The 23,829-nt window shown below is 65.7% G+C and carries 28 protein-coding genes; 11 read left to right on the top strand and 17 right to left on the bottom strand.

The annotated features are described in order from the left end of the window. Positions 1-174: 174 nt before the first annotated feature. The 3 genes from NCR35_RS22355 to NCR35_RS22345 form a co-directional block, all read right to left on the bottom strand. Positions 175-624: a CBS domain-containing protein gene (locus NCR35_RS22355; protein WP_244851490.1), complete on the bottom strand. Its 450-nt coding sequence runs from the start codon at positions 622-624 to the stop codon at positions 175-177. A gap of 63 nt (positions 625-687) precedes the next feature. After that, entirely contained in the window at positions 688-1,389 is a 702-nt protein-coding gene (locus NCR35_RS22350) for a CBS domain-containing protein (RefSeq protein ID WP_250536130.1), read from the bottom strand. A 157-nt stretch (positions 1,390-1,546) separates the two neighbouring features. After that, complete coding sequence (locus tag NCR35_RS22345) at positions 1,547-1,939, bottom strand: TraR/DksA family transcriptional regulator (RefSeq protein ID WP_250536129.1); 393 nt, start codon at positions 1,937-1,939, stop codon at positions 1,547-1,549. Between the two features lie 221 nt (positions 1,940-2,160). Between NCR35_RS22345 and NCR35_RS22340 the strand changes: the two genes are divergently transcribed. Further along, positions 2,161-2,760 carry a hemerythrin domain-containing protein gene (locus NCR35_RS22340; RefSeq protein ID WP_250536128.1) on the top strand — a complete coding sequence of 200 codons (600 nt, stop codon included), beginning with the start codon at positions 2,161-2,163 and terminating at the stop codon, positions 2,758-2,760. Positions 2,761-2,765: 5 nt separating this feature from the next. Then, positions 2,766-3,113 (top strand): c-type cytochrome, encoded by a 348-nt coding sequence (locus NCR35_RS22335; RefSeq protein ID WP_250536127.1) that lies wholly within the window; start codon positions 2,766-2,768, stop codon positions 3,111-3,113. Between the two features lie 51 nt (positions 3,114-3,164). Here NCR35_RS22335 and NCR35_RS22330 read toward each other — a convergent pair whose 3' ends face one another. From NCR35_RS22330 to NCR35_RS22315, 4 genes are all read right to left on the bottom strand, one after another. Further along, the gene (locus NCR35_RS22330; RefSeq protein ID WP_250536126.1) at positions 3,165-3,437 is read right to left on the bottom strand and encodes a hypothetical protein; all 273 of its coding nucleotides are present in this window, start codon (positions 3,435-3,437) and stop codon (positions 3,165-3,167) included. A 79-nt stretch (positions 3,438-3,516) separates the two neighbouring features. Beyond that, the gene (locus NCR35_RS22325) at positions 3,517-4,212 is read right to left on the bottom strand and encodes a CBS domain-containing protein (protein ID WP_250536125.1); all 696 of its coding nucleotides are present in this window, start codon (positions 4,210-4,212) and stop codon (positions 3,517-3,519) included. A gap of 87 nt (positions 4,213-4,299) precedes the next feature. Continuing rightward, complete coding sequence (locus NCR35_RS22320; protein ID WP_250536124.1) at positions 4,300-4,950, bottom strand: BON domain-containing protein; 651 nt, start codon at positions 4,948-4,950, stop codon at positions 4,300-4,302. Positions 4,951-4,973: 23 nt separating this feature from the next. Continuing rightward, positions 4,974-5,405: an Hsp20/alpha crystallin family protein gene (locus tag NCR35_RS22315; protein ID WP_250536123.1), complete on the bottom strand. Its 432-nt coding sequence runs from the start codon at positions 5,403-5,405 to the stop codon at positions 4,974-4,976. A 270-nt stretch (positions 5,406-5,675) separates the two neighbouring features. On the opposite strand from NCR35_RS22315, the gene NCR35_RS22310 reads away from it, so the two are divergent. Both NCR35_RS22310 and NCR35_RS22305 read left to right on the top strand, forming a co-directional pair. Next, complete coding sequence (locus tag NCR35_RS22310) at positions 5,676-6,710, top strand: Acg family FMN-binding oxidoreductase (RefSeq protein ID WP_250536122.1); 1,035 nt, start codon at positions 5,676-5,678, stop codon at positions 6,708-6,710. 91 nt (positions 6,711-6,801) lie between these two features. Beyond that, positions 6,802-7,917, top strand: coding sequence for a PAS domain-containing sensor histidine kinase (locus tag NCR35_RS22305; protein ID WP_250536121.1), 1,116 nt, complete (start codon positions 6,802-6,804; stop codon positions 7,915-7,917). A 27-nt stretch (positions 7,918-7,944) separates the two neighbouring features. Here NCR35_RS22305 and mgtA read toward each other — a convergent pair whose 3' ends face one another. The 3 genes from mgtA to NCR35_RS22290 all read right to left on the bottom strand — a co-directional run bounded on the left by mgtA (position 7,945) and on the right by NCR35_RS22290 (position 11,852). Then, complete coding sequence (mgtA, locus tag NCR35_RS22300) at positions 7,945-10,602, bottom strand: magnesium-translocating P-type ATPase (RefSeq protein ID WP_250536120.1); 2,658 nt, start codon at positions 10,600-10,602, stop codon at positions 7,945-7,947. Positions 10,603-10,671: 69 nt separating this feature from the next. Then, positions 10,672-11,097 carry a hypothetical protein gene (locus tag NCR35_RS22295; RefSeq protein WP_250536119.1) on the bottom strand — a complete coding sequence of 142 codons (426 nt, stop codon included), beginning with the start codon at positions 11,095-11,097 and terminating at the stop codon, positions 10,672-10,674. 167 nt (positions 11,098-11,264) lie between these two features. Then, complete coding sequence (locus tag NCR35_RS22290; protein WP_250536118.1) at positions 11,265-11,852, bottom strand: lipocalin family protein; 588 nt, start codon at positions 11,850-11,852, stop codon at positions 11,265-11,267. 169 nt (positions 11,853-12,021) lie between these two features. On the opposite strand from NCR35_RS22290, the gene NCR35_RS22285 reads away from it, so the two are divergent. Beyond that, the gene (locus tag NCR35_RS22285) at positions 12,022-12,378 is read left to right on the top strand and encodes a hypothetical protein (protein WP_250536117.1); all 357 of its coding nucleotides are present in this window, start codon (positions 12,022-12,024) and stop codon (positions 12,376-12,378) included. Between the two features lie 196 nt (positions 12,379-12,574). On the opposite strand, the gene NCR35_RS22280 is transcribed toward NCR35_RS22285, so the two are convergent. Continuing rightward, positions 12,575-12,814: a hypothetical protein gene (locus tag NCR35_RS22280; RefSeq protein ID WP_250536116.1), complete on the bottom strand. Its 240-nt coding sequence runs from the start codon at positions 12,812-12,814 to the stop codon at positions 12,575-12,577. A gap of 185 nt (positions 12,815-12,999) precedes the next feature. On the opposite strand from NCR35_RS22280, the gene NCR35_RS22275 reads away from it, so the two are divergent. The 4 genes from NCR35_RS22275 (at position 13,000) to fnr (ending at position 16,691) form a co-directional block, all read left to right on the top strand. Then, a complete protein-coding gene (locus NCR35_RS22275) occupies positions 13,000-13,491 on the top strand; it encodes a universal stress protein (protein WP_250536115.1) in 492 nt (163 codons plus the stop codon). A gap of 123 nt (positions 13,492-13,614) precedes the next feature. Continuing rightward, positions 13,615-14,982: a PAS domain-containing sensor histidine kinase gene (locus NCR35_RS22270; protein WP_250536114.1), complete on the top strand. Its 1,368-nt coding sequence runs from the start codon at positions 13,615-13,617 to the stop codon at positions 14,980-14,982. After that, positions 14,979-15,677, top strand: a complete 699-nt coding sequence (locus tag NCR35_RS22265) for a response regulator (protein WP_250536113.1) — start codon at positions 14,979-14,981, stop codon at positions 15,675-15,677. Before NCR35_RS22270 ends, NCR35_RS22265 begins: the two co-directional genes overlap by 4 nt. A gap of 189 nt (positions 15,678-15,866) precedes the next feature. Further along, positions 15,867-16,691, top strand: coding sequence for a fumarate/nitrate reduction transcriptional regulator Fnr (gene fnr, locus NCR35_RS22260; RefSeq protein ID WP_250536112.1), 825 nt, complete (start codon positions 15,867-15,869; stop codon positions 16,689-16,691). 10 nt (positions 16,692-16,701) lie between these two features. Here fnr and NCR35_RS22255 read toward each other — a convergent pair whose 3' ends face one another. Further along, on the bottom strand, positions 16,702-17,691 hold the full coding sequence (locus tag NCR35_RS22255) for a zinc-dependent alcohol dehydrogenase family protein (RefSeq protein ID WP_250536167.1): 990 nt from the start codon (positions 17,689-17,691) through the stop codon (positions 16,702-16,704). Continuing rightward, positions 17,691-18,167, bottom strand: a complete 477-nt coding sequence (locus NCR35_RS30100) for a DUF1488 family protein (RefSeq protein ID WP_502801713.1) — start codon at positions 18,165-18,167, stop codon at positions 17,691-17,693. The genes NCR35_RS22255 and NCR35_RS30100 overlap by 1 nt, the downstream gene beginning before the upstream one ends. A gap of 81 nt (positions 18,168-18,248) precedes the next feature. Here NCR35_RS30100 and NCR35_RS22245 point away from each other — a divergent pair, with 81 nt between their 5' ends. Further along, positions 18,249-18,647 (top strand): c-type cytochrome, encoded by a 399-nt coding sequence (locus NCR35_RS22245; RefSeq protein ID WP_350029222.1) that lies wholly within the window; start codon positions 18,249-18,251, stop codon positions 18,645-18,647. A gap of 21 nt (positions 18,648-18,668) precedes the next feature. Further along, complete coding sequence (locus NCR35_RS22240) at positions 18,669-19,100, top strand: DUF3564 family protein (protein ID WP_250536111.1); 432 nt, start codon at positions 18,669-18,671, stop codon at positions 19,098-19,100. 15 nt (positions 19,101-19,115) lie between these two features. Here NCR35_RS22240 and NCR35_RS22235 read toward each other — a convergent pair whose 3' ends face one another. From NCR35_RS22235 to NCR35_RS22220, 4 genes are all read right to left on the bottom strand, one after another. Next, entirely contained in the window at positions 19,116-19,430 is a 315-nt protein-coding gene (locus tag NCR35_RS22235; protein ID WP_250536110.1) for a hypothetical protein, read from the bottom strand. Between the two features lie 134 nt (positions 19,431-19,564). Beyond that, entirely contained in the window at positions 19,565-20,044 is a 480-nt protein-coding gene (locus tag NCR35_RS22230) for a hypothetical protein (RefSeq protein ID WP_250536109.1), read from the bottom strand. Positions 20,045-20,351: 307 nt separating this feature from the next. Beyond that, on the bottom strand, positions 20,352-22,670 hold the full coding sequence (locus tag NCR35_RS22225; protein ID WP_250536108.1) for a heavy metal translocating P-type ATPase: 2,319 nt from the start codon (positions 22,668-22,670) through the stop codon (positions 20,352-20,354). Continuing rightward, the gene (locus tag NCR35_RS22220) at positions 22,667-23,797 is read right to left on the bottom strand and encodes an AI-2E family transporter (RefSeq protein ID WP_250536107.1); all 1,131 of its coding nucleotides are present in this window, start codon (positions 23,795-23,797) and stop codon (positions 22,667-22,669) included. Before NCR35_RS22220 ends, NCR35_RS22225 begins: the two co-directional genes overlap by 4 nt. Positions 23,798-23,829 lie beyond the last annotated feature (32 nt).

Below are 23,829 nucleotides of genomic sequence, written 5' to 3'. Positions count from 1 at the left end.
ATCCGCACGAGCGTGTCTCAGGCCGTATGATGCTTCAATCGGAAGCGCGCGTCATCGGGCGAGAGCGTTGCGATGCAACATGGATGCGTGCTGCACGAGGGAATACGGCGGCCACTTAAATGGCGCATAGCGTGAACAAGTACGCAGCGAGTTGTCGCGGGCGGCGCGTGCGCGTCACGCCCGGCGCTTTTCTTCCATGACGGTCTGCCGCGTGCTCACCTGGGACAGCTCCGTCAGATAGTCCCCGATGAAGCGCACCAGATCGTCTTCCGTCACGATCCCGACGAGGCCGCCCGCGTCGTCGATCACGACGAGGCGGCGCACGCCGAGCCGCCGCATCCGGCGCGGCAGGCAGAAGGCGTCTTCCCAGTCGAACGCGGTCACGGCGGGGGCCGTCATGATGTCGGAGGCACGAAGCGTCGATGCATCGACGCCCTGCGCGACGACCGACACGGCGATATCCCGGTCGGTTACGATGCCGAGGGGAATGGTCTGGCCGTTCCGTGTATCGACGACCACCACATCGCCGACGTGACAACCGCGCATCAATTGGGCGGCATCGAGCGCCGTGGCGTCGCCACGGCAGGTCACGACATCGAGCGTGCAAATCTGTCCTGCCTTCATGTTGTCCTCGAATGAAGTAATGAGACGCGGGGAGACCTGGGCGACTGCCGCTGCCGAACGCGATTACCCCGCCGGCAGCATCGACGGCAGTTCGAGATGCGACACGACCTCTTTCACGCCGGGCACGTTTTCCGCCGCGACGCGCAGAGCCTTGGCCTCTTCGTCGCTCGTCACGATGCCCCACAGATGCACGGTCCCCTTGTCGACGATCACGCTCGCGGCAGGCAGCGCCCAGCGTTCGCCTTTCATCGCCTGCATGATCGCCGCGTGGATGGTGCGGTCGTCGCTGCGGGCCGCAGCGGGCGCAGCCGATGCGGCCGGCCCGAGCGTTACCAGCGCGCGAAGCAGATTCGCGCGGCTGACGAGGCCGACCATCTTCCCGTCGCGCATGACGGGCACGCGCTTGATGCGCCGGCGTTCCAGCAACTCCGCGATGCGCGCGACGGGGCAGTCCTCGTCGACGGTGATCACGTTCTTGCTCATCACCTCGCTCACTTTGCGCGCGTGTGCCTTCACGTACTCATCGGCGAGCTTGCGTGTCGATGAGAGCAGGTCGAGCCACCACGAGCGACGCGCGACGCCGGTGCCGATCTCTTCGCGATGCAAGAGGTCGCCTTCCGTCACCATGCCAACGAGCACGCCCTCGCGATCGACCACCGGCATGCCGCTGATGCCGGCCAGCACCATCGTCCTGGCAGCGTCGCGCACGGTCATGTCGGCATCCGCCGTGACGACGGGCCTCGTCATGATGTCAGCAGCTCGCATGTTGATCTCCTTCGGATATCGAGCCGTCCGGATGACGGCGATCGCGCCGGCCGTATGTGCGGCTTTCGGCTCGGCTTTCCGCTATTGTTCGCCTGCCTCGGCGCGCGCACTTGACCGGGATCAAGCGAAGCGATGACCGCATGCACGCGTTCGCGCGCTATATGGACGAGTGAGCCTGGCCTGCGAACATGTGTTCATGCCGCGTCTGACAGCGGATGCAACGCGTTGCCGTGGGCTGGGCCAGAAGGCGTTCGTATCCGATCGGCTCGCCGCAGTTCGCGCAGAAGCCGTAACGTCCGTTCGCGAGGCGCACGTGCGCGACCGCGATGGCTTCCAGTTCCGCCGCTTCCGAAGCATTCACCGCACGATCGATTTCCGCGGCGAGATCAGCAAGCGCCTCGTCGCCCTGATCGTGCGCCGATCCATTCAGCGAAGCGTACGACGCCGCGCCATCCTCGACGCGCCGCCGGATGGCAGCCCGGATCTCCTGTTCCCGCGCTCTCAGACGTAGTTCCAGCAGACGACGCTGCGATCGGCTCAACGGCTTCATATCGACGCTCCTTCGCGAATTGACATGCGCAATACGCGCACGGTCGCAGCTTAAGGTCGAGCCGTGCGCGCGCCCTTGACCTCGATCAAGCGCGCGAATGCCTCTGCGAAAGCCGTGGGCTGATTCAGATCAAGGACCGCTTGCGTGAAGGTGGAAGAATCGAAAGAAGCTGCCTATTGCGTCGATGACACCGACCCCGATTGCATTCCTCAGGAGTTCGTATGAATCCGGCAAGCGACCGCGCTGCGCTGCGTATCATCCGGCTCGACCACGCGCGTCTCGCCGCCATCACGAGGGCGATGCTCGAACTCGTCACGGCGTTTCGCGACGGCGCGTCTCCGCCCGATCCTATCGTGCTGCGCGCCATGCTCTACTACATACGCGAGTATCCGGAGCAGATCCACCATCCATTGGAGGACCGTTATCTGTTCGCGGCGCTGCGTAAGCGCACCGACGATCTCGACGATGTGCTCGACGAACTCGAGTGCGAGCACATCGAAGGCGCAGTGCGATTGCGCAACCTGGAGCATGCATTGACGCGCTATGAGTTGAAAGGGGACGCCGTACGGCTGAACCTGCAAACGCTGATGGAGGAGTATGTCGCGTTCGCGTCGAATCACAGGCGCGTCGAGGAAAGCCTGATCCTCCCCGCAGCCGAGCGCCTGTTGACCGAGAGCGACTGGGCGCGGATCGATGCCGCGTTCGAAGAGCGCTTCGATCCTTTCGGCGATGCGACCTTCGAAGGGGAGACGCTCGACAGTCTCTACCGACTGATTGCGAACGCGGTGCCGGCCGTGGGCGACACGCGCCAGGACGGGTGATCGCGATGCCGAACCGAGCGCACGTCAGGTCTTTGGTTGCCGGAGTCGTCTCGCTCGGCGCATCCGCGCACTGCCTCGCGTTCACTACGCCGGAGCCGACCGCGCTGATCGACCAGCAACGCTGCATGTTCTGCCACAAGGTGGATACGCCGTATCGAGCGCCGTCGTTTCAGCAGATCGCCGACCGTTATCGCGATGTACCGGGCGCGAGCGACATGCTGGCGGCGAAGCTGCGCGCGGGTGGTAAGGCTCACTGGGGCGAGAGCGCGATGCCTTCGGCCATGCAGCGCGGCGGCGGGCCGCTGTCGCGCGACGATGCAGGAAAGCTCGTGCAGTGGGTACTGAGCCAATGAGGAGCCAATGAGCAGCCAATGAGGAGCCAATGAGCGCGATGCTCATCCGACTCAATGAAGCAAGTCCGCGAGCGTGAGGTGAATCGGGCTCTTGCTCGGCCCCTGTTGAGCGAGCTTGCGTGCCGCCACGTACAGGAAGTGCGCCGGGTCCGCGCAGAAGAGACTCTTCATGCTGGCCGGCCCGATATGCGTGACCTGCAATAGCTCTTTGAAGACATCGGCATCGACAGCGAAGCGCTGCGGTCTTCCACCGATGCTGCCGACGAATTCGATCCGGTCGGGTGCGAAGCGCACGGGCGCGTCGAGTGTCAATGCTTCAATCATTGCAATGCTCCACTTCGGGCGGCTCGCGCGGCGCCGGGAGCCGCCGTGAGGCTCCATCGAGCGCCGCGCCCCGCCATGCTCAGATGCCCGGCATGATCGGATAAGGGATGGTGTGGTCCTCCACCTGCTTCACGCCCGGCGTGCGTTCGGCTGCGATGCGCATGGCATCGAGCTGATCGCTCGACCAGACGGTGCCCCACAGGTGCACCACGCCGTCGCGCACGACGATATTGCGGCCGGGAAACGCCCAGCCGCGTCCCGCCAGTTCGCCCATCAGCATCGCGCGGATTTCCTTGTCGCTCGCCGACGCGGGCGCCGCGGCCTCCGCGACGGCGGCCGAAGCGATCGCCTGCACCAGATTCGACCGGCTGACGATGCCCGCGAGCCGGCCGCCGCGCAATACGGGCACGCGCTTGATGTGATGACTTTCGAGCACGGAGGCGATCTCCGACAGTTCGTTCTCCTCATGGATGCATATCGGCTCCCGGCTCATGATTTCGCCGACCGTGCGAGCGTTCGCCTTTACGTAATCCGCCGCTCCGTCCGAGCCGATCATTCTGAGCCACCACGACTGCCGTCCCGGCTTTCTTTCCGTATCGTTCTCGCTGCGATGAAGGAGATCGCCCTCGCTTACCATGCCGATGACATGCTGGTCGTCGTCGACGACGGGAGCGGCGCTGATTCGATGCTGCACGAGCAGCTGCGCCAGTTCGTGCACCGTGGTTTCGGGTTTCACCGTGATGACGGTAGAGGTCATTATGTCGCGTGCTTGCATCTTGGACTCCGTTACTTTCGAATGGCGGGGCGAGCGGTTGAATGCGTCGCTCGCGCGTGTGGGTCTGTGATCGGCAACGAGCGCGGATCAGCCGAACTCCAGGTTGTCGATGACCGCGGTGACACCGCGCGTCGCCCAGGCCGCGCCGCGTGCCGCGTTTCGCTCCGTGGCACTGCCGACTTTGCCCGAGAGCGTGACGGTACCGTCCTCGACCTTGATCGCAATGTGTCTGGCTTCGCGCTCGGCGTGGCGCGTTAATGCACGCGCGATCTGCTTGCCGATGTCTTCGACCGCGAAATCGGATCGCACGCGAATCAGGTCGGTCACGCCCGTGACACCGCGCAGATGCGCGATCGCGCGCACGGCCTTGTGGCTCTGGTACGCCCACTCGACATCGCCGCGCAGCGTGACATGGCCCTTCTCGACCTGCACGTTGACCGCGCCTTCGGGCAGCCCGACGGTCCAGCGCAGCACGGTGTCCGCGGCGTTCGCGATGTCGGAGTCATAGCGCACCTCGTGATGCGGCAGGCGCACGTCCATCTCGACCACCACTGCGCGCACGCCCGCCACACGGCGCACGGCCTTCTCGGCCGCGAGCTTCTCGGCGTAGCTCTGCGGATGCCCGGACAACGTGACGATGCCGCCCGATACCTCCACGCCGATGCGCGCCGCGACGACTTCAGGCGTCCATTCCAGCTCTTCTTCCACGTCCTGCTTCAGCTTCCAGTCCTCTTTCATGGGGCGTACCTCGTCGCTCTCGGTCAGTTGATCTGCAGGCGCTTCTGATCGGCGGGCGCCTTCTTCGGCAGAGTGAGGGTCAGCACGCCGTCCTGATATTGCGCGGTGGCGGCGGCATCGTCGATCTCGCTACCCAGCGAGAACGAGCGGCTCATCTCGCCCGAATAGCGTTCCCGGCGGATCACGCGCTCGCCGTCCTTCTGTTCCTTGTTGCGCTCGCTCCTTGCATGGATCGAAACGGTGTTCCGGTCGATCTTCACATCGATATCCTTCTTGTCGACGCCGGGCAGTTCGGCCTTCACCTGATAGGCCGCGTCGGTTTCGCTGACGTCGAGCTTCACGTGGCTCAACGGCGTATCGTCGAGCGAAAGGCCGCGTAGCGGCCGAAACAGGCCCTGAAACATCTCCGATACGGGTTCCATCGAAAAGGGATCGAAACGCGTCACGTTGCTCACGGTTATCTCCTTGAGAACGAGGAAAGAAAGGTAGCCGGCCCGAGCAGTTTCCGATACGGCACACCGTTAGGACCCCGCATCGTCGATGCAGGAGCATGACCTCAGTCTACGTCGCGCCTGTCCGGCGCCATTGACCTGCATCAATCGACAGCGCGGTTCGCTTGGCCGCGTTCATGCGGTCGGACCGGACGCCGTTGATCCATGTCAACCGCCATATCGGGACGTCTGCAAGGATGACGCATCGAAGCGCATCAGCCTGAGGACGAAGCCATGCATCCGACCATTGCGACCGACGCCTGGGATATCGATGAGGCGTCCCTCTCGCCGCTCGCCGGCGACGCCGCGAAACTGCACTTCGCGCTTCGCTACGCGGTGCTCGCGCCATCGAATCACAACGCGCAGCCGTGGCGTTTTGTCGTGGACGGCGCGAATGTGCTGCTCTATGCCGACCGCACGCGCTCGCTGCCTGTGGTCGATCCGTTCGACCGCGAGCTCATCATCGGCTGCGGAGCGGCGCTCTTCAATCTGCGCGTCGCCATCCAGCATTTCGGGCTGCGCTACGCGATCACGCTGTGCCCGGACCACTTCGACCCGGACGTGCTCGCGCACGTCCGTGTATCCCGCGAAGGGGCGCACGACGGCGCGCTGGCCGCGCTGTTCGACACCATGACGCGGCGCGTGACGACCCGCGAGGCGTTCGACGCAAGCCCGATTCCGGCGGACACGCAAGACGCGCTCGTGCAGGCCGCGCTCGACGAAGGCGTCGATGCGGCCGCCATCGCATCGGCGCCGGCACGCGAGCGCATCGCGGAACTGGTCGGGCAAGCCGACCATCTGCAATTTCGCGATCCTCGCTTCCGGCGCGAACTCGCAAGCTGGATTCATTCGAGCCGGCGCGGCGACGGCATGCCTCGCTATTCGGCGGGCGTCAGCGCGCTGCTGGACTTCGCGACGCCGATCACCGCGTCGGCGATCCGAACGTTCGATCTCGGCAGCGGCGCGGCGGCCGTGCATCGTCAGCTCGCCGCGCATTCGCCGATGTTCCTTTGCATCGGCACCGGGCAGGACGACCCATCCGCGTGGCTCGCCTCGGGGCAGGCGCTGGAGCGCGTGCTGCTCACCGCGGTGTCGTTCGGGCTGACGGCGTCGTATCTGAATCAGCCGATTGAAACAGAGTCTCTGCGCGACGCCGTGCGCAAGGAGGCCGGCATGAGCGCGCTGCCGCAACTGCTGCTGCGCATCGGTCGCGGTCCGCGCTGTGCGCATACGCCGCGGCGCGCGCTGTCCGATGTCGTCTCGTCGTGAAGGGAACCTCCGCACGAGGACGTGACGAACAAATTGCCTCGGTCTAAACTGGGAACCGGTAAATCAAGCAGCCTGCCACCGGAGAACCCAGATGCGCAGCTCTTGCGATTCGTCCCCGCCAGCGGACCGCGCGCCGCCGGGCGACGGAGCGGTCACTTCTGCTTTCACGCCGGACGCGCACTTTCGCCTTCTGGTGGAGTCCGTCGAAGATTACGCAATCTTCCTGCTCGACGCGCAGGGCAACGTGGGCACCTGGAACAACGGCGCACGTCGCATCAAGGGCTATGAGGCGCACGAAATCATAGGCCGTCACTTTTCCGCCTTCTACCCGCCCGAGGATATCGCCGCGCGCAAGCCGCAAAAGGAACTGGACACCGCAGCGCGAGCCGGACGCGTCGAAGACGAAGGCTGGCGCGTTCGCAAAGACGGATCGCGCTTCTGGGCCAACGTCGTCGTCACCGCATTGCGCGACGCGAAAGGCGAGTTGATCGGCTTCGCGAAAGTCACGCGCGACATGACGGACCGCTTGCGGCTCGCCGAGCTTCAGCATGCGCGCGATCTCTCCGCGCACGTTCAGGCTGCGCTCGAAGATGAGCGGACATCCATTGCGCGAGAACTGCACGACGATCTCGGCCAACAACTCGCGTCGCTCAAAATGCAGATCGCGGCGCTCGATGCCGAGCGCGTCGGCGCGGGATTCGCCCGCCATTCGCTTCGCGACACGCAGGGCATACAGGCCCAGATCGACACCGTCATTGCTTCCGTGCGGCGCATCGCAGCCGGTCTGCGCCCGCCGGTGCTCGACGACCTCGGTCTCTTCGCTGCCATCGAATGGCTCGTCAGCGACTTCCGCCGCCGCTATGGTCTTGCCGTCACGCTCGACATCTCGGGCGACGAAGTCGGCTTCGGACCGGACGCGTCCATGTCCGTCTTTCGTCTGGTGCAGGAAGCGTTGACCAACGTGGTTCGGCATGCCGACGCGAGCAAGGTGCGCATTGCGATACGGTGCGCGAAAGACCGCTACACGTTGACGATTCAGGACGACGGCCGCGGGGCGAATCTCGCCGGGCCGCGCGCTGCCAACGCCTTCGGTTTGCTCGGCATGGGCGAGCGCGTGCGGCAACTCGGCGGCGTCATCGCGTTTCAAAGCAGCCCGGGCGAGGGCTTTCGCATCAGCGTCGATCTTCCGCTGAACGGACTCGGCTGAAGCGGCGGCGATGAATCGCACCGCGTGTCAACTCAAGCCGAACCTTCTTACGAATGTGCTTTTCACGCACTGGGCCAGCAACGCATAGGCCGCGAGAACCGCGAAAAGCGCGGGCCAGTACGCGTCCGGCAGCGGCACGAAGCCGAGCAACGTACCCAACGACGTATGAGGCAGGGCCACGCCGATTGCGGCAATCGCGAGACTCGTTGCGATTAGCGCAACGCTCGCGCGGCTTTGCACGAACGGAACCTTAGACGTCCGTATGATATGAATGATGAGCGTCTGACTCAGCAACGACTCCACGAACCAGCCCGTCTGAAAGAGCGCCGGGTTATTCCCTGCGTGAAAGAAGCGCAGCATCGTGAAGTAAGTGACGTAGTCGAACACGGAACTGACCGGGCCCATCAGCAGCACGAACCTGAATATCGCGCCGATGTCCCAGCGCCGCGGCATTGCGAGGAACTCGTCGTCGACTTTGTCTGTTGGAATGGCCGTTTGCGAGAAGTCGTATAGCAGATTGTTGGTCAGCACCTGAATCGGCGCCATGGGCAGAAACGGCAGAATCACGCTTGCACCGAGCACGCTGAACATGTTGCCGAAGTTGGAACTCGCGCCCATCTTGATGTACTTCGTGATGTTGCCGAATACCTTTCTGCCTTCGAGCACGCCTTCGTTGAGCACGCCGAGGCTCTTCTCGAGCAGGATGATATCGGCGGATTCCTTCGCGATATCGACGGCGCTGTCCACCGACACGCCCACGTCCGCCGCGTGCAGAGCGGGACCGTCGTTGATGCCGTCGCCCAGAAAGCCGACGACATGGCCGCGCCGCCGCAGCGCTTCGATGATCGCGGCCTTCTGCGCGGGTGATACCTTCGCGAAGACACTCGCGCTTTCGGCCACGTCCTCCAGCCGTTCAGGCGCCATCGACTCCAGCTCCTTGCCGATCACGATGCGACCGACCGACAGCCCCACTTCGTGGCAGACCTTGCGCGTGACGATATCGTTGTCGCCCGTGAGGATCTTGACGCGAACGCCGCTTGCGGCAAGCGCGGCCAGCGCGGGGGCGCAGGTTTCCTTGGGCGGGTCGAGAAACGCGATGTAGCCCGCGAGCGTCAGGTCGCGCTCGTCTGCCGCCGTGTACGCCCGCGACTCTTGCGGCAAGGTCTTGCACGCGACCGCCACCACGCGGAAGCCGTCGGCATTCAGTCGCGCTGTCGTTCGCTTGGCATCGGCGAAGTGCGTGGCATCGAGCGGACCCTCGCCTTCATCGGTCGCATAGCGGGTGCAGACGGAGAACACCTCCTCCACCGCGCCTTTGCAGATGAGCAGACGCTGGCCCGTTTCATCCGACAACACCACCGACATGCGCCGCCGCTCGAAATCGAACGGGACTTCATCGATCTTGTGGTACGCGCCTGCAGTGCCGATGCGCTCTTCCATCTCCACGTGCGAAAGCACCGCAACGTCGAGCAGATTCTTCAGGCCCGACTGATGCAGGCTGTTCAGATACGCATATTCGAGCACGCGCGTGGACTCGTCGCCGCGCACATCCAGATGACGCTTCAGAATGATGCGGTCCTGCGTCAGCGTGCCGGTCTTGTCGGTGCAGAGCACGTCCATAGCGCCGAAATTCTGGATGGAATCGAGACGCTTGACGATGACGCGCTTCTTCGCCATCTCGATTGCGCCCTTTGCCAGGTTGACCGTCACGATCATCGGCAGCATCTCGGGTGTCAGCCCGACCGCGACCGCGACCGCGAAGAGCAGGGCCTCGAACCAGTCGCCTTTCGTCAGCCCGTTGATGACGAACACGAGCGGAACCATCACCGCAATCAGCGCGATCATCATCCATGTGAAACGCGTGATGCCCCGGTCGAAGCTCGTCGGCGCGCGCCGCGCGGCCATCATTCCCGCGACGTGGCCAAAGGTCGTGCGCGGCCCCGTCAACGCAACCACGCCGCAGCCGACGCCGCTCAACACCGACGTGCCCGCGAAACAGATGTTTTGGAGGTCGAAGGCGCTGTCGGGGCTGTCGTCGACGGCATGCGCGAATTTCTCGACCGGCATGGCTTCGCCGGTCAGCGACGACTGGTTGAGGAAGAGATCCTTCGCGGAAACGAGTCTCACGTCGGCAGGCACCATGTCCCCGGCGGAAAGCAGCACGATGTCGCCCGGCACGACTTCTTCCATCGGCACTTCGAGGTGCTCGCGAGCGCCGCCTCGGCGCACCGTGGCAGTCGTGCGCACCATGCGCCGCAGTGCGTCCGCCGCCTTGCCGGAGCGGTGCTCCTGCACGAAGCCGAGCCCGACGCTCAGCACGACCATCGTGACGATCATCGCGGCAGCGCGCTGTTCGCCGAGGTAGAACGACACCGCAGCCAGCGACAAAAGCAGCGCGTTGAGCGGGTTGACTGACCGGCTCAGCAACTCGCCGACGAGGTTTTGCCGCTCGACGTGCGCGACGTCGTTGCGCCCGTATCTGCGCAGTCTTCTTTCGGCTTCGTCTGCTTCGAGGCCGGCCGCCGCGCTCGATAGCTCGGCGATCGCTGCGTTCGCATCGAGCTGCGATAGCGCCCTCAGCCGCGCCGATGAGGCGGCATTGCCCGCCGCGCCCGATGCTCCGTGCGGCCCTTGCGCCGGGTGTCTGAGCAAGCCGAGCGAATGCGGGAGGTCGGGAATCTTCATCGCGTGCCGGGGTGTCGTAGGGACGGACGCCCAGCGTCGCACGCGGCGGGCCGCCGCCCTTGATTCACATCAAGCGGCCCGTTCGAGCACCGCGCACGTCAGGCCGAACTGTCGCGCGATGGATGCGAGCCTGTCCGCCCACTCCCACACGCCGAACACATCGTGCACGTTCTGCAGGCAACTCAGCAGCGCGACGGTACACGCATCGTCGACGTCGATATGGGCGCGCAGCAACGCCCGGCGCAGCGCGCGCACGCCGAGGTCCATGTACGGAGGCCGGCCTTCGACGCGCGGATCGAGAAAGCGCACGGGCACGCCCTCCATCACGCTCGCGTAGTCCGCCGGACGAATGAAGCTCCCGATCGGACAGCCGCCGCACCCGCCGCGATAGGCCGCGCCGCCGCGTGGCAGCAACGCCGCGCTGCGCTGAGCGAAGAGATGATCCACTGCCCTGTCGAAGATGTCCTGTCTGGACAGAAAACGCTGGCTGGCCATGATGACTCTCCTTTCCCGACGGCGCCGGCGTTGCGTGCGCACCCGGTGCGATTCCAGTATCGTCGATGCGGCAGGAGAACCCCATCAGGGGCGGCGGAATGTGCTGTCGGCGTGCGGGTAGTCATGTAGGGAAAGGCCTACGCCGACGTGAGCGCCCGGCGTGCCGGCTAGCGCGGAGCGTAGAAGCCCGGTTGGCCGATCTGGCCGGGAAACTGCGGGACTCGCCTGAAGCGCGTCGTGTCGAAACCCATTGCGTCGAGTTTCGTCAGCAAGGAACGGTAGACGTCCTCGCTCACGTGCGGATGCCGGGAAAGAATCCAGCCGGAATCCTTGTCCGGCGTCGCGCGCACGGTGTACTCGTAGTCGGGGTCGACATAAACGGTCAGCACCACCACTTCGAAAGGCCACAGCGGGCGAACCTTCCAGACCGAATTTCGCGCCCCGCGTTCAGGCGTGGCCATGAACGCGCTGCGGATTTCCGGCTGATCGAAGCCATGCTTGCGGCCCACGACGACGTCTTCGATGTGCCCGTCGGCGCGCAGGGTCCAGACCGCGTAACTGCCGACATAGTCCCGCTCGTTCAGCATCGGCATGCTAGCGATGACGTACCAGCGGCCCATGTAGCGCGGCAGATCCACAGCGGCCGGCACCAAGGGATCGTCGGCATGCGGATTCGGGTTGACGGGCGCCATCGTGCATCCCGCCACGACCCATGCCATGAGTCCAGCCAGTGCCGCGAGCGCGATTCGCTTCATGGCTTCGCCGCTTCGTCCGTCCGATAGAGTGCGTTCACGGTAATGGCAACGCGAAAACGCCGCTTGATGTGGGTCAACTCCGGCGTGTTGACCTGCATCAACTCGCCTGGGATGACCGCGGGCACAGTCACGGCATACCCGTTAGACGCGTTATTCCATGGAGACGGCGATGACTTTCCGCACAGGCACGCTTTGGGTCGTGAGCGCATTCGCCGCGTGCGCGGTTGCGGCCGCAGCGCAGCCCGAAGCGCCCGGCAGCATGAGCGAACAACGCATCGTCGCGCCTGTGAATCCGGACCCGCTGGTCGTGAAGCGCAATGCCGCCGCGCAAGCCGATGCCGAATACCGCGCAAGAAAACAGGCCGCCGCGCGCGAGCGGCGCGCCGCGCACGCCGAGGCGAAGGCACGCTACAAGGAAGAACTCGCGAATGCGCGAATCAATCGCAAGGGGGATCGGGATGCCGCGAGCAATGCGCTGAAGGCCATCGAACCGGATCAGCCGGAAGGCTCGCGTCGTTCGCACTGAAGGTCGTGCGTTTCCCGCTCGACACTGCGTGCTTGCCTCGCGGCCGGGTCGTGCGCTTGCCGTGCCGGATCGTGAAAGTGCCGAGGCGGCCGCGCTCGTTTGGACGGAAGCGCCGCCATGCCGGTATCGGGCGCTTTCGTGCGCGTGATCGTGACCGGTGCCACGCAAGGACGGCTTTCGCCAAGCGCCGCCGCACCTACACCGCAATCGTCTTCGACGTCTTGAGCCCGATCCACATCAACCCTTCTCGCAGTCCGGCGAGCATCGCATCGCTCTCGCTGACGTACGTCGATGCGTGTTTGAAGCGGTGAGCGAAACGCCCGCCCTCCACGTTCGGATGTTCGAGGCCGATCGAGCACATGAAGCCTCGCGGCGTCTCCTCAGTCTGGCAGGTGACGACCCACTGCGCGGCTTCCACTCTTGCTTTGAGCGTCATGTTCGTTCTCCCTTGGACGCTTTTCACTCTATGCGCCGCGCTTTTGGGCGCGTTTGCGCCAGGTCAAGGGTATGGCGTCCCGAAAGCGGCCTTGCGCCGGCTTGATCTGCATCAAGGGCCGGTGAGCCGCGACCGGTAGAGTCGGCGCAAGGAACGAATCGTCATTTCGACGCCACGAGGCCGCCATGTACACCCGCATTCTTGCACCCATCGACGGCAGTCCCACGTCCGCGCACGCGTTCGACGAAGCCTTGAAGATCGCGCGGGACAATCACGCCGAACTGCGGCCGCTATTCGTCGTGGACTTGCAGCCGGTCGCCTATGACGCGGCCGCCATGTTTTATCCCGACATGCGCGAGGCCATGATGGAAGAAGGCCGGCGCCTGACGTCCGAGGCCGCGAAGCGCATGGACCGCGAAGGCGTAAAGGGGACGCCGTTCATCGGCGAAGTGCAGTTGACGGGCGACGACATCGCCCAGCGCATCTGTCACTGCGCGGAAGATTTCGGCGCCGATCTCGTGGTGATGGGCACGCACGGCCGTCGCGGCTGGCGGCGCCTCGTGCTCGGCAGCGTGGCGGAACGCTTCGTTCGGCTCTCGCGCTGGCCCGTGATGCTCGTGCCCGGGCGCGATGCCGAGGAACTCGCGAGACGCGAGGCGGCCGCCGCCAGCGATTGAGACGGCGAAAGCCTGCGCGTGCGTCGGCAAGGGATCGGCGATAATGCATTCACCACGCGCTTACTGGAACCGCCCGGTCAGGCTGAAATAGCGCGACCGCGCGGACTTTCGCATCAGGCCGATATGACCAACAACGATGGCCCGGATTCCGTCACGGCATCGGCCGCTTCGGCAGGCCGGGTCGTCGCGCCGCGCGCCGGGTTCGCGACCGCCGTGCTCGCCGGCGCGATACTCTTTGCGGCATGGTGGGCCCTCGTTCGAAGCACGCTGAACGCTTCCGCGCTTACGCCGCGCGTCGCGGTATTGCTCATCGCGAGCGGACTGGCGAGCGCCGTGCTGCTCGCCTGCCTCGTCTACCTCGTCTTCCTCATGCGACGCCGCATGCACGGCGTCGCGCCCGCGTCGGCCACACTGCCCCAGGCGCGGCTCGACGGCATCATTCGCGCGACGACCGAAGCCATCATCACCGTCGATGCGCAGCAGCGCATCGTGCTCTTCAATCCAATGGCCGAGCGCGTGTTCCGCTGCCCGGCGAGCGAGGCCATCGGCGCGTCGCTGTCGCGCTTCATCCCCGAGCGATACCGCACGGCCCACGAGGAACAGGTCCGGCGTTTCGGACAGACGGGCGTGTCCGACCGTCAGATGGGCGCGCAGCGCGTGCTGTACGGCCTGCGGGCGGACGGCGAGGAGTTTCCCGTCGAGGCATCCATCTCCCAGATCGACGATATCGACGGCAAGCTCTTCACGGTCATTCTGCGCGACGTGACCCAGCGCGTTGAGGCCGAGGCGGAACTGCAACGTTCGCGCGAGGAACTGCGCGCGCTGTCGGCCAATCTTCAGCACGAGCGCGAAAAGGAAAGGACGCGCATTGCGCGCGAATTGCACGACGATGTCGGACAAACACTGAGCGCGCTGAAGATGGACGTCGCCGCGCTCGAAGCGCGGCTCAACGCCAGCGCCGCGCCGCGCGACGACGTGGCCGGCCAGCTCGCGCGCATGCGCCGGGCGATCGACGGCAACATCGCTTCGTTGCGGCGCATCGCCGCTCATCAGCGGCCCGTCATGCTCGACGATCTGGGACTCGCCGCCGCCATCGACTGGCTCGTCGACGACTTCACGCAACGGCAGGGCATCGACGTGGAATGCGAGTTCGGCACGGGCGAGATCGCCTTCAATACGAACGCAGCGACCGCCGTTTTCCGTATCATTGAGGAGGCGCTCGACAACGTCGCGCTGCATGCGCGCGCAAGCCGCGTGAAGCTCACGCTCGGCGCGCACGACGCCCATTGCGTGCTGCGTGTCGAGGACGACGGCGTCGGCGCGCCCGCGTTGCCCGGCGCGAACGGCAAGTCGTTCGGCCTGCTCGGCGTGCGCGAGCGCGCGAACGCGCTGGGCGGCACGGTACTGATCGAATCGAACCCGGACGACGGCTTCGCGCTGACCGTCCGGCTGCCGCTTGCTGCCGTGAGCGAACAGGAATCGCAACCATGACGATCAAGGTGCTGATTGCGGACGACCATGCGATGGTGCGGGAAGGCCTGCGCCATATCCTCGACAACGCGCACGGATTCGAAGTCGCGGGCGAGGCGAGCGATGGCGCGAGCACGCTCCAGCTTGCGCGCGCGACCGACGCCAACGTGCTCGTGCTCGACCTGTCGATGCCCGGCCGTCACGGGCTGGACCTGTTGAAGCAGATCAAGGAAGAACGCCCCGCGCTGCGCATTCTCGTCCTCACGATGCACGCCGAACAGCAATACGCGGCGCGTGCGTTCAAGGCCGGGGCGTCGGGCTATCTGACCAAGGAAAGCGCGAGCGCGGAACTGGTTGCGGCGCTCGCGAAGGTCGCGGCGGGCGGCGCATATGTCAGCCTCGCCATGGCCGAGCGCATGGCGCAAAGCCTCGCCGAACCCGCCGACGCGCTTCCGCATCAGCGCCTGTCCGACCGCGAGTTCGACGTGTTCCGGCGGCTGTGCGCGGGCGAATCCATCAACGAGATCGGCGACGCGCTGTACGTGAGCGCGAAGACGGTCAGCACGTATAAAGCGCGCATCCTCGAAAAGATGCACCTGCCGCACGAGGCCGCACTCGTGCGTTATGCCGTGCGGCACAAGCTCCTGGACGACGATACCGACGACAGCGACGGCAGCGACAACAGCGGCCATAGCGACGCCGGCCGCGACGTTTGAGCGCAGGCTTGTCAGGATTTCCCTACACCGCTTCGGAAACGCCTACCGAACTTTCCACGCGCGCCGATATATTTTTGAGATGGCGCGGTAAATAATTCGATGCATCAACCAACCGTTGCGCATCGAGGCTGTCGGGCCTTGCGATCGAAGCTGGCACGCGTGCGCGAATCGAGTTCGACAGGAGGCATCATGTTTCCGGTAAGCGATGGCAGAACGGCTACGTCACCCGCATCGGCACCGGCATCGCGCCGCGTGTTTCAGATCGCCCATTCAACCGATTCCACCCGTTCCGCCAATAGCGCCGATCGCGCCGACTGCGACATCAAGCACAAGTCCGTACGCTGTTCGACCTGCTCGATGCAGCGCGTCTGCATGCCGAGCGGGCTCACGCCGGATGAATCCGCGCGGCTCGATGCCATCATCTGCTCGACGCGCACCGTGCGGCGCGGCGAGACCCTCTACCGTTGCGGCGACGCGTTCCAGAGCCTCTATGCGGTGCGCAGCGGCTGCTTCAAGACCGTGGTGCTGCACCGCGAAGGACAAGAGCAGCTCACGGGCTTCTACCTCGCTGGCGACGCGCTCGGGCTCGACGGCGTCAGCTCGGACCACCACAACTGCGATGCGATCGCGCTCGAAGACAGCGTCGTGTGCATCATTCCGTTCGATCTGCTCGAGGTGCTTTGCCGCGAAGTTAAGGCGATCCAGCATCACGTGCACCGGCTGATGAGCAGCGAGATCGTGCGCGAATCGAGCCTGATGATGTTGCTCGGCACGATGACGGCCGAACAGCGCGTCGCCGCTTTTCTGCTGAACATCTCGACGCGCATGAAGGCGCGCGGTTATTCGCCGGCGCAGTTCGTGTTGCGCATGACGCGCGAAGAGATCGGCAGTTATCTCGGGCTCAAGCTGGAAACCGTGAGCCGCATGTTCTCGAAGCTCCAGAAAGCCGGCGTGGTCGATGCGCGCGGCAAGGACGTGCGCATTCTCGATCAGGCGGAGCTGGAAAGCGTGTGAACGAATGCACTCACGCCGCGATGCGCAGCACCGCGGCGCCGACCATGCGTCCTTCGCGAAGATCGGAAAGCGCGCGGTTCGCGTCGGCGAGCGGATAGACGGTCGTTTGCAGATGGAGCGGGATGGACGCCGCGCGCTGCATGAATTCCTGACCATCGGCGCGCGTCAGGTTCGCCACCGACACGATGCGCCGCTCGCCCCACAACAGCGCATACGGGAACGCGGGAATGTCGCTCATATGGATGCCGCCGCACACGACGACGCCGCCCTTCGCCAGCGCCGCGAGCGCCGCAGGCACGAGCGCGCCGGATGGCGCGAAGACGAGCGCGGCGTCGAGTTCTTCGGGCGGCCGCTCGTCGCTGCTTCCGGCCCACGCCGCGCCCAGTTGCAGCGCAAGGGCTTGAGCGGCGCTGTCTTGCGCGCGCGTGAACGCATAGACGGTGCGGCCCTCGTGCCGGGCGATCTGCGCGACGATATGCGCCGCCGCGCCGAAGCCGTAGATGCCGATGCGCCTCGCATCGCCCGCCATCTTGAGCGTCCGGTAGCCGATGAGTCCCGCGCACAGGAGCGGCGCGGCTTCGACGTCGCCGTAGCGCGACGGCAGATGCAGGCAGAACCGGCTATCCGCGACCATTCGCTCCGCGTAGCCCCCATCCAGCGTATAGCCGGTGAAGCCGGGGCTGTCGCACAGATTCTCGCGGCGCGTCGCGCAATAGGCGCAGTGGCCGCACGTGTGGCCGAGCCACGGCACGCCCACGCGGTCGCCCACGACGAAGCCGTCCACGCCCGCGCCGATCGCGGCAACGCGGCCGACGACTTCGTGCCCCGGAACGACCGGCCGTTTCGGATGCGCCAGTTCGCCGTCCACGACATGCAAGTCCGTCCGGCACACGCCGCACGCGACGACATCCACGAGCAGTTGCCCCGGACCGGCGACAGGATCGTCGATGTCGGCGGCGCGCAGTTGCGGGGCGGCGCCGTCGTAGAGCATTGCACGCATCATTCGGCTCCGTGCGTATCGCTTCGTTGATAGACGCTTCCTGTGTGGGCGGCGGGTGCATCGTCCGGCAGTCGCCGTGCTCGATGCCGCTGTACCCGCGCCGCGCCGCCGTCGTCGAAACGAAAATAGCCGCTGCGCAGCATGACCGGCATTCGTCCCACGCTGGTCAGCAATTGCTCGGCGGCGCCTTCTATCGCGACGCGGCCCAGTTCGAACGCGTGCCGCAAGTCTTCTTCCCGCGACGAAGCCGCGCCGAAATGATCTTCCAGCGCCTCTGCCGAGATGGTGCAGGGGATACGCGCGCCGTCGACATAGGCATAGAAGGTGAGAGCGGGTTCATCGCCTGCATAGATGGGCGCGCTCTGCGAAAACGTGATGTTCATGGTGATGTGCCTCGCACGGGATGAGTCAAGCGGCGCCGGCTCGCCGCCCTTCGATCGCGACATACCTATGATTGTTCGCTTGCCCGTGGCCATGCCGCTTGATGCAGATCAAGAGGCTCGTGCCGTGCGGCCGCATCATCGTCATGTGTCTTCACCCGGAACCCTTGCGCCGCCATGCTCACTTACTGCGCCGAACCTCGCGCCGAACCTCGCGCCGACCCGCGCGCCGACCGAGCCGTCCGCGCCCGTCATGCGCTCCTCATCGGCATCGTCGCGGGCGTGCTCTTGAGCGCCGCGCCCGCGCTGGCGCAGACGGAAGTCAACGCGCTCGTCGATCAGCACCACTGCATGTTCTGTCATACCAACGATTCGCCTTTCCTCGCGCCCTCGTTCCAGCAGATCGCCGAGCGCTATCGCGACGATCCGAAAGCGCAGGCGATGCTCGAACACAAGTTGCGCGTGGGCGGGCGCGCACACTGGGGCGACATGGCGATGCCTTCGCCGCCCGAGCGCGGCGGGTCGATTTCGGCGGAAGACGCGCATACGCTCGTGCAATGGGTGTTGCGCCACTAGACGTCCTCCATGGAGAGCGACATGCGTATCACGATCAAGCTCGATGGTTTCGATCACGCCGCGCAATCGGCGTTTGCAGTGCTGTGGATCGACCGCGAACGCGGCCGCTGGTCGCGCGAAGCGCACGAACGCGTCGAGTTGCCGGCATGGGGAACGTGGGAATCCGCGCCCGAAGGCACGCTGCTGCGCGATTCGGGCACCTTCGTGCCGCTCGTCTTGCTGCACGGACTGGTGCTCGCTGCCCTGCCCAAAGCGACCAGCGTACCGGAGCCGATGCAGCAAGGCCACGCCGACTATCTCGCATCGCGCGGCAGCAGAGCAACGCCCGCGAAGCTATCCGGACATTGGCATATCCAGTGCATCGACTGCGAGACGACGGTCCCCGAGCACGAACTCTTCTCCGACGAAGAGGACTGTGCGCGATCGGCCGGCTTGGGCTTCAGCGCAACGTAGAAACGCCACCCGTCCTCAACGCGCCGGCGACGACATGAACCGTTGCTTCAGCAGGCCCACGGCATTGTCGAACGCGTGGTGAATCGCGATGCTCAGGTCCGCGTCGGTACTGCTTGCGACGGGCAGGAGGTCGAACTCGCGCGTGATGAGATCGAGGCGCGCATCGAAAACGCGCTGTCCGGATGGATCGCGGTAAGCCTCGACCGTCAGATGGCAATTGGCGATGTCCTTCGCGAGCCGTTCCAGCCGCACGAGTTCCACGCCCGCCTCGCGTTCCGCGTCGTTGGACCCCGCGAATCCGAGATACGCAATCTGCAATCCGAGGCCCATGGCTTTGTTCTCCCCTCTCTCTGCAAGTGCCGGCGCGCCGGTGAACACCCTTTCTGATGGTTCAGATCGTGGCGATTAGACCATCGTCCTGGATTCGCGCCGGACGCGGTTGACTCACATCAAGCAGCGCGCTGTCATGCTGCGTCGTCGGGCAAGCGCGAACCCGGTTCGACGACATAAGCTCTGAAGTTCATCTCGATGCTGCGAATCTGGCTCGCGCAGCTCGAATACAGCCAGCCCGGGCCGCCGTCCATGCCGTACATGCCGCGGCACATGCCCCTCAGGCTGATGCGCGCCCGGTCGCCGTCGAAGCCATTGCCGGCCGCCGGCGTGCGCGTGGCCCAAAGATAAACGACGCCTGCTTCGAGCGGACGCCCTGTCTCGATGCTGGCCGCGTCCGCGCGACGGATGCGCGTGGCCGAATAACGCGCCACATACTGCCGCGTGCGCTCCCAGCGCGCCGTGCATTCTTCGCGACCCGTGCATTCGACCGACGCCAGCTCTCTTGCTTCTGCGAGTCGCGGCTCGGTCTCCCTGAAACGATTCCAGCGCGCGTCGGACGAACAAGCGGCCACAGTCAGCAGCAACGCCGCATACAGCATGCGGAATCTCATCTCGCGCTCCATCTGTAATCGTCGTCACGCGAAATAACCATACCGCAATGTAGCGCGGTGTTATTGATCTGCCTCAGTGGACGGCCATATGCGGTGTCGGTGCAACACACTGCACTGCGCGCAAGAGCGGCTGCCACGCCGCCTCGCCGCCTCACCGCCAAATCAATCCGCGTTTTTCCATATCACATAGCCGAGCGCCGCCAATGCGACGACGAACACCGTCGCCAGCGCGATGGCCGCTATTCCGAGGATCTTGCTCATCGCATTCGCCCATGAAGTCGTCGTTCCGCACGCGGGCGGCAGCGCATCAAGCGTCCTCCTCGAGGCTGTCGAAGAGTTCGTCCTCCTGCGCACAATGAACCCGCACGATTTCATCGAGCGCGAAAAGGAGGCGCTGTATCTCCTTCCTCGCCGGCGCGTCATTGTCTTCAGCCGGGAGATCGGCCGCGAGTCGCCGCAACTGGAAAACAAGGCGAAAAATCTCGCGATGACTGCCGCTCAGTGCGGCCATCGGATCGTCGCCGGCGAGGCGCTTCGCCAGATACGGATAGAGGTGCAGGTCGTCCCGCTCTTCGTGAGGCAGAAGCTCGCGCGTCAGGCGCTCGTTGATCCTCTCCAGTTCCGCCTTTATCGAGGCGCCGGGCAACTCGGGCAATTGGTAGGCTATGCGTCTGAGTTCGTCGAGCAACGGTTCGATTTCCGAGTGAGCCGCGCGCAAGCGGCCCGATTCGCCTGGCGGCAGCGCCTTCATGCCGCGTGCCCGCGTTGCCGTTCGCAATGCCCGCAGCGCATTGCCTATGACGGCGACGTCGATCAGTTCCTGCAGCACCGCGCCTTCCAGCGGCCTCAGCAGGCCGAGCGCCGCCACGATCATCGCCGCGACCGACAGGCCCATGCCGCTCATCACGCACTGCACGGCAATGCGGCGCGACGACCGCGCGATGCGCAACGCATCCACGAGGCGATCGAGCCGGTCGGCAAGCAGCACGACGTCGGCCGCCTCCGCCGATGCCGCCACGCCGCGCGCGCCCATCGCAATGCCGACGTCCGCTGCGGCAAGCGCGGGGGCATCGTTGATGCCGTCGCCGACCATCGCCACGACCGCGCCCTTCTGCGCTGCCTGAATGTCCGCGAGCTTGTCCGCCGGCGTCTGTTCCGCGTAGACCTCCGTCACGCCGAGGCTCGCGCCGATGGCTTCGGCGACATCGCGCCGGTCGCCCGTCAGCATGCCGAGCCGCGCGATGCCGGCCTGCCGAAGCAAGCGCAATGCTCTCGGCGTATCGAGGCGGACATCGTCCGCGAGCCACAACGCGCCGGCCATGACGCCGTCGATATCGACGAAGAGCGACGAACCGCCTTCGCGTCCGAGACGGCGCAAAAAGGCCGCGCTCCACGGCGCCGCGGGCGCGCCGGCCGCCGCATGGCCGAACGAGCCTATGACCACGCGTTTTCCGTCGACCGTGCCGCTCACGCCCGCCCCGGCCGACTCGACCACTTCCGTCGGCGCGGCGAGGCGCATGCCCCGCTTGCGGGCGGCAAGCGTCACCGACTCCGCCACGACATGAGGCGAAGCCTGCGCAAGCGACGCGGCCATGTGCAGCACGGAGTCGGACGCGAAACCTTCGCTGCACTCGATGCGCACGAGCTTCGCCTGCCCGCTCGTCAGCGTTCCGGTCTTGTCGAAGAAGAGCACCTGTGTGCTCGCGAGGCGTTCCAGCGCGCCGCCGTCCTTGATCAGCACGCCGCGTTTCGCGCAGGCGGAGATGCCCGAGACGATCGCCACCGGCACGGCGAGTATCAGCGGACAAGGCGTGGCGACGACCAGCACGGCCAGCGCGCGAACGACGTCTCTCGTGGCGAACCAGACGCCGCCTGCCAGGATCATCGTGAACGGGACGAACAGCAGCGCATAGCGGTCCGCGAGCCGCACGGCGCGGCTTCGCGACCGCTGCGCCGTCTCCACCATGCGGACGATGCCCGCGAACGTGCTGTCGCGTGCCGCAGCCGTGGCGATCATCTCGAACGGCGCGCCGGCGTTGATGACGCCGCTCCTGACCGCGTGCCCCGCGCTGCGCGCCATGACCGCCGACTCGCCCGTCACGGCGGATTCGTCGAGCGCGGCTTCGCCGAGCAGCGTGCCGTCCACCGGGACGCTTTCGCCCGCCCGCACGAGCAGCCGGTCGCCGGGGCACGCCGCCTCGGGCTCGATACGCCGCCACTCGCCGTCTTCGAAGCGATGCGCCTGCTGCGGCGCGCGGCTCAGGAGCGCAGACAAGGCCTTGCGCGCGCGGTTCTGCGCGAAGCCTTCGAGCGCGCCGCCGCTTGCGACCATCAGCGAGACGATGGCCGCAGTCAGCGACTCGCCGACGGCAGCCGCCACGCATATCGAGAGCAGCGCGAGGATATCGACGCCCGGCTCGCGGCGACGCAGCGCACGCACGATGGATACCGACAGCACGACAAGCGCCGGCAGCGTGCACGCGAGCCAAAGCAAGCGCGCAAGCTCGACGCGGCCAGCGATATGCAACATCCCTCCGGCCGTGAGCAGCAGCGCGGTGACCGAGACGACCGTGAGTTGCGTCACACGCGGTTTAGGGCTGACGCGATGCATGGCTTCGTCGCTCATGGCTTGCCTGCCTTCGACCGGCGCCGCAGCATCGGGCGTGCGGCGGACGGCGCCCGTCGATGCGCCGCTGGAGATGGCCGAGCACATCGGCGAAGGCCAAAGCGCGGCGAGGCCATCGCGTGCTCACGAATCAGCAAGCGCAGCATTTCCGCCACCAGAGGCCCGATGAAAAGGCCGATCGGCCCGAAGGCCGCTGCGCCGCACACGATTGCCGCCAATGCCAACGCAAACGGCATCCGCACGGCATTGCCGATGACGAGCATTCGAATCACGTTGTCGATGGAGCTGACCACGAGCGCGCCCCACAAGAGCAGGCCAGCCCCCGCCCATATCCTGCCCTCGATGAGAAGGACCACACCCGTCGGCAACCAGACCAGAAGCGCACCGAACGGCACCAGTGCGGCGAGCGCGGTCAACAGGGTCAGCAAAACGGGCTCATCGACGCCCGCCGCCCAATAGCCGGCGCCGGCCAGCACCGCCTGTCCCGTGGCCGTCGCGGGCACGGCTATCAGCACGGCGCGCGCGACGGTTTCGAGCGATGCGAGGTATTCGTCCAGTCTGCCGCCCATACTCCGGCGAGCGACATCGCGGGCACGGACCGACAGCTCTGCGCCGTATCGATAGACGAAGTACAACGCGAGCAAGGTAAAGAAGAACTGGAACGCATTGCGGCCGACCAGTCGGCCCATAGCCGGAAGATTGCGCATCCAGTCGCCGCCGAACGGAAGAACCTCGTCCCTGCGTGCTGGCAACTCGCGAATCAACGCGGCCAGATCTTCGCCGATGACAGGCACCCCGGCGGCCAACGACGCGACGCGCTCGGGCTCGCGCCCGCTCCACGAGGACAACCGAAGGCCCAGTTCGAGCGTCTCGTGCGTCAGAGGCACCGCGACGGCCAACGCAATGCCTGCGGCCGCCAGCGCCAGCAGCAGGGTCGCCGTCAATGCGCTCAGGGCTGCCCGGCCGCGCAGCAACCGGAGGACGCAGCGGTGTATCGGCCATGTGGCATAGGCGACGATCAGCGCCCATAGAACGGGCTGCACGAACGGACGAACAAGCATGACGCCGAGCGCGAGGATCGCGATGGCGGGCAGCCACGATGCATCGAACGGCATCCTGTTTTTCATCGGCGCGCCATCCCGTCATGCGCTGGCGCTTG

Source organism: Caballeronia sp. AZ10_KS36 (assembly GCF_023631105.1).
In the GTDB taxonomy this organism is placed as follows: domain Bacteria; phylum Pseudomonadota; class Gammaproteobacteria; order Burkholderiales; family Burkholderiaceae; genus Caballeronia.
The sequence above is the reverse complement of the archived record's forward strand: the minus strand, read 5'-3'. Positions and strand labels throughout refer to the sequence as shown.

Excerpts from the sequence above, each read along its gene's own strand:
- NCR35_RS22355 (WP_244851490.1), bottom strand. The coding sequence starts at position 624 with ATGAAGGCAGGACAGATTTGCACGCTCGATGTCGTGACCTGCCGTGGC.
- NCR35_RS22350 (WP_250536130.1), bottom strand. The coding sequence starts at position 1,389 with ATGCGAGCTGCTGACATCATGACGAGGCCCGTCGTCACGGCGGATGCC.
- NCR35_RS22345 (WP_250536129.1), bottom strand. The coding sequence starts at position 1,939 with ATGAAGCCGTTGAGCCGATCGCAGCGTCGTCTGCTGGAACTACGTCTG.
- NCR35_RS22340 (WP_250536128.1), top strand. The coding sequence starts at position 2,161 with ATGAATCCGGCAAGCGACCGCGCTGCGCTGCGTATCATCCGGCTCGAC.
- NCR35_RS22335 (WP_250536127.1), top strand. The coding sequence starts at position 2,766 with ATGCCGAACCGAGCGCACGTCAGGTCTTTGGTTGCCGGAGTCGTCTCG.
- NCR35_RS22330 (WP_250536126.1), bottom strand. The coding sequence starts at position 3,437 with ATGATTGAAGCATTGACACTCGACGCGCCCGTGCGCTTCGCACCCGAC.
- NCR35_RS22325 (WP_250536125.1), bottom strand. The coding sequence starts at position 4,212 with ATGCAAGCACGCGACATAATGACCTCTACCGTCATCACGGTGAAACCC.
- NCR35_RS22320 (WP_250536124.1), bottom strand. The coding sequence starts at position 4,950 with ATGAAAGAGGACTGGAAGCTGAAGCAGGACGTGGAAGAAGAGCTGGAA.
- NCR35_RS22310 (WP_250536122.1), top strand. The coding sequence starts at position 5,676 with ATGCATCCGACCATTGCGACCGACGCCTGGGATATCGATGAGGCGTCC.
- NCR35_RS22305 (WP_250536121.1), top strand. The coding sequence starts at position 6,802 with ATGCGCAGCTCTTGCGATTCGTCCCCGCCAGCGGACCGCGCGCCGCCG.
- mgtA (WP_250536120.1), bottom strand. The coding sequence starts at position 10,602 with ATGAAGATTCCCGACCTCCCGCATTCGCTCGGCTTGCTCAGACACCCG.
- NCR35_RS22295 (WP_250536119.1), bottom strand. The coding sequence starts at position 11,097 with ATGGCCAGCCAGCGTTTTCTGTCCAGACAGGACATCTTCGACAGGGCA.
- NCR35_RS22290 (WP_250536118.1), bottom strand. The coding sequence starts at position 11,852 with ATGAAGCGAATCGCGCTCGCGGCACTGGCTGGACTCATGGCATGGGTC.
- NCR35_RS22285 (WP_250536117.1), top strand. The coding sequence starts at position 12,022 with ATGACTTTCCGCACAGGCACGCTTTGGGTCGTGAGCGCATTCGCCGCG.
- NCR35_RS22280 (WP_250536116.1), bottom strand. The coding sequence starts at position 12,814 with ATGACGCTCAAAGCAAGAGTGGAAGCCGCGCAGTGGGTCGTCACCTGC.
- NCR35_RS22275 (WP_250536115.1), top strand. The coding sequence starts at position 13,000 with ATGTACACCCGCATTCTTGCACCCATCGACGGCAGTCCCACGTCCGCG.
- NCR35_RS22270 (WP_250536114.1), top strand. The coding sequence starts at position 13,615 with ATGACCAACAACGATGGCCCGGATTCCGTCACGGCATCGGCCGCTTCG.
- NCR35_RS22265 (WP_250536113.1), top strand. The coding sequence starts at position 14,979 with ATGACGATCAAGGTGCTGATTGCGGACGACCATGCGATGGTGCGGGAA.
- fnr (WP_250536112.1), top strand. The coding sequence starts at position 15,867 with ATGTTTCCGGTAAGCGATGGCAGAACGGCTACGTCACCCGCATCGGCA.
- NCR35_RS22255 (WP_250536167.1), bottom strand. The coding sequence starts at position 17,691 with ATGCGTGCAATGCTCTACGACGGCGCCGCCCCGCAACTGCGCGCCGCC.
- NCR35_RS30100 (WP_502801713.1), bottom strand. The coding sequence starts at position 18,167 with ATGGCCACGGGCAAGCGAACAATCATAGGTATGTCGCGATCGAAGGGC.
- NCR35_RS22245 (WP_350029222.1), top strand. The coding sequence starts at position 18,249 with ATGCTCACTTACTGCGCCGAACCTCGCGCCGAACCTCGCGCCGACCCG.
- NCR35_RS22240 (WP_250536111.1), top strand. The coding sequence starts at position 18,669 with ATGCGTATCACGATCAAGCTCGATGGTTTCGATCACGCCGCGCAATCG.
- NCR35_RS22235 (WP_250536110.1), bottom strand. The coding sequence starts at position 19,430 with ATGGGCCTCGGATTGCAGATTGCGTATCTCGGATTCGCGGGGTCCAAC.
- NCR35_RS22230 (WP_250536109.1), bottom strand. The coding sequence starts at position 20,044 with ATGAGATTCCGCATGCTGTATGCGGCGTTGCTGCTGACTGTGGCCGCT.
- NCR35_RS22225 (WP_250536108.1), bottom strand. The coding sequence starts at position 22,670 with ATGAGCGACGAAGCCATGCATCGCGTCAGCCCTAAACCGCGTGTGACG.
- NCR35_RS22220 (WP_250536107.1), bottom strand. The coding sequence starts at position 23,797 with ATGAAAAACAGGATGCCGTTCGATGCATCGTGGCTGCCCGCCATCGCG.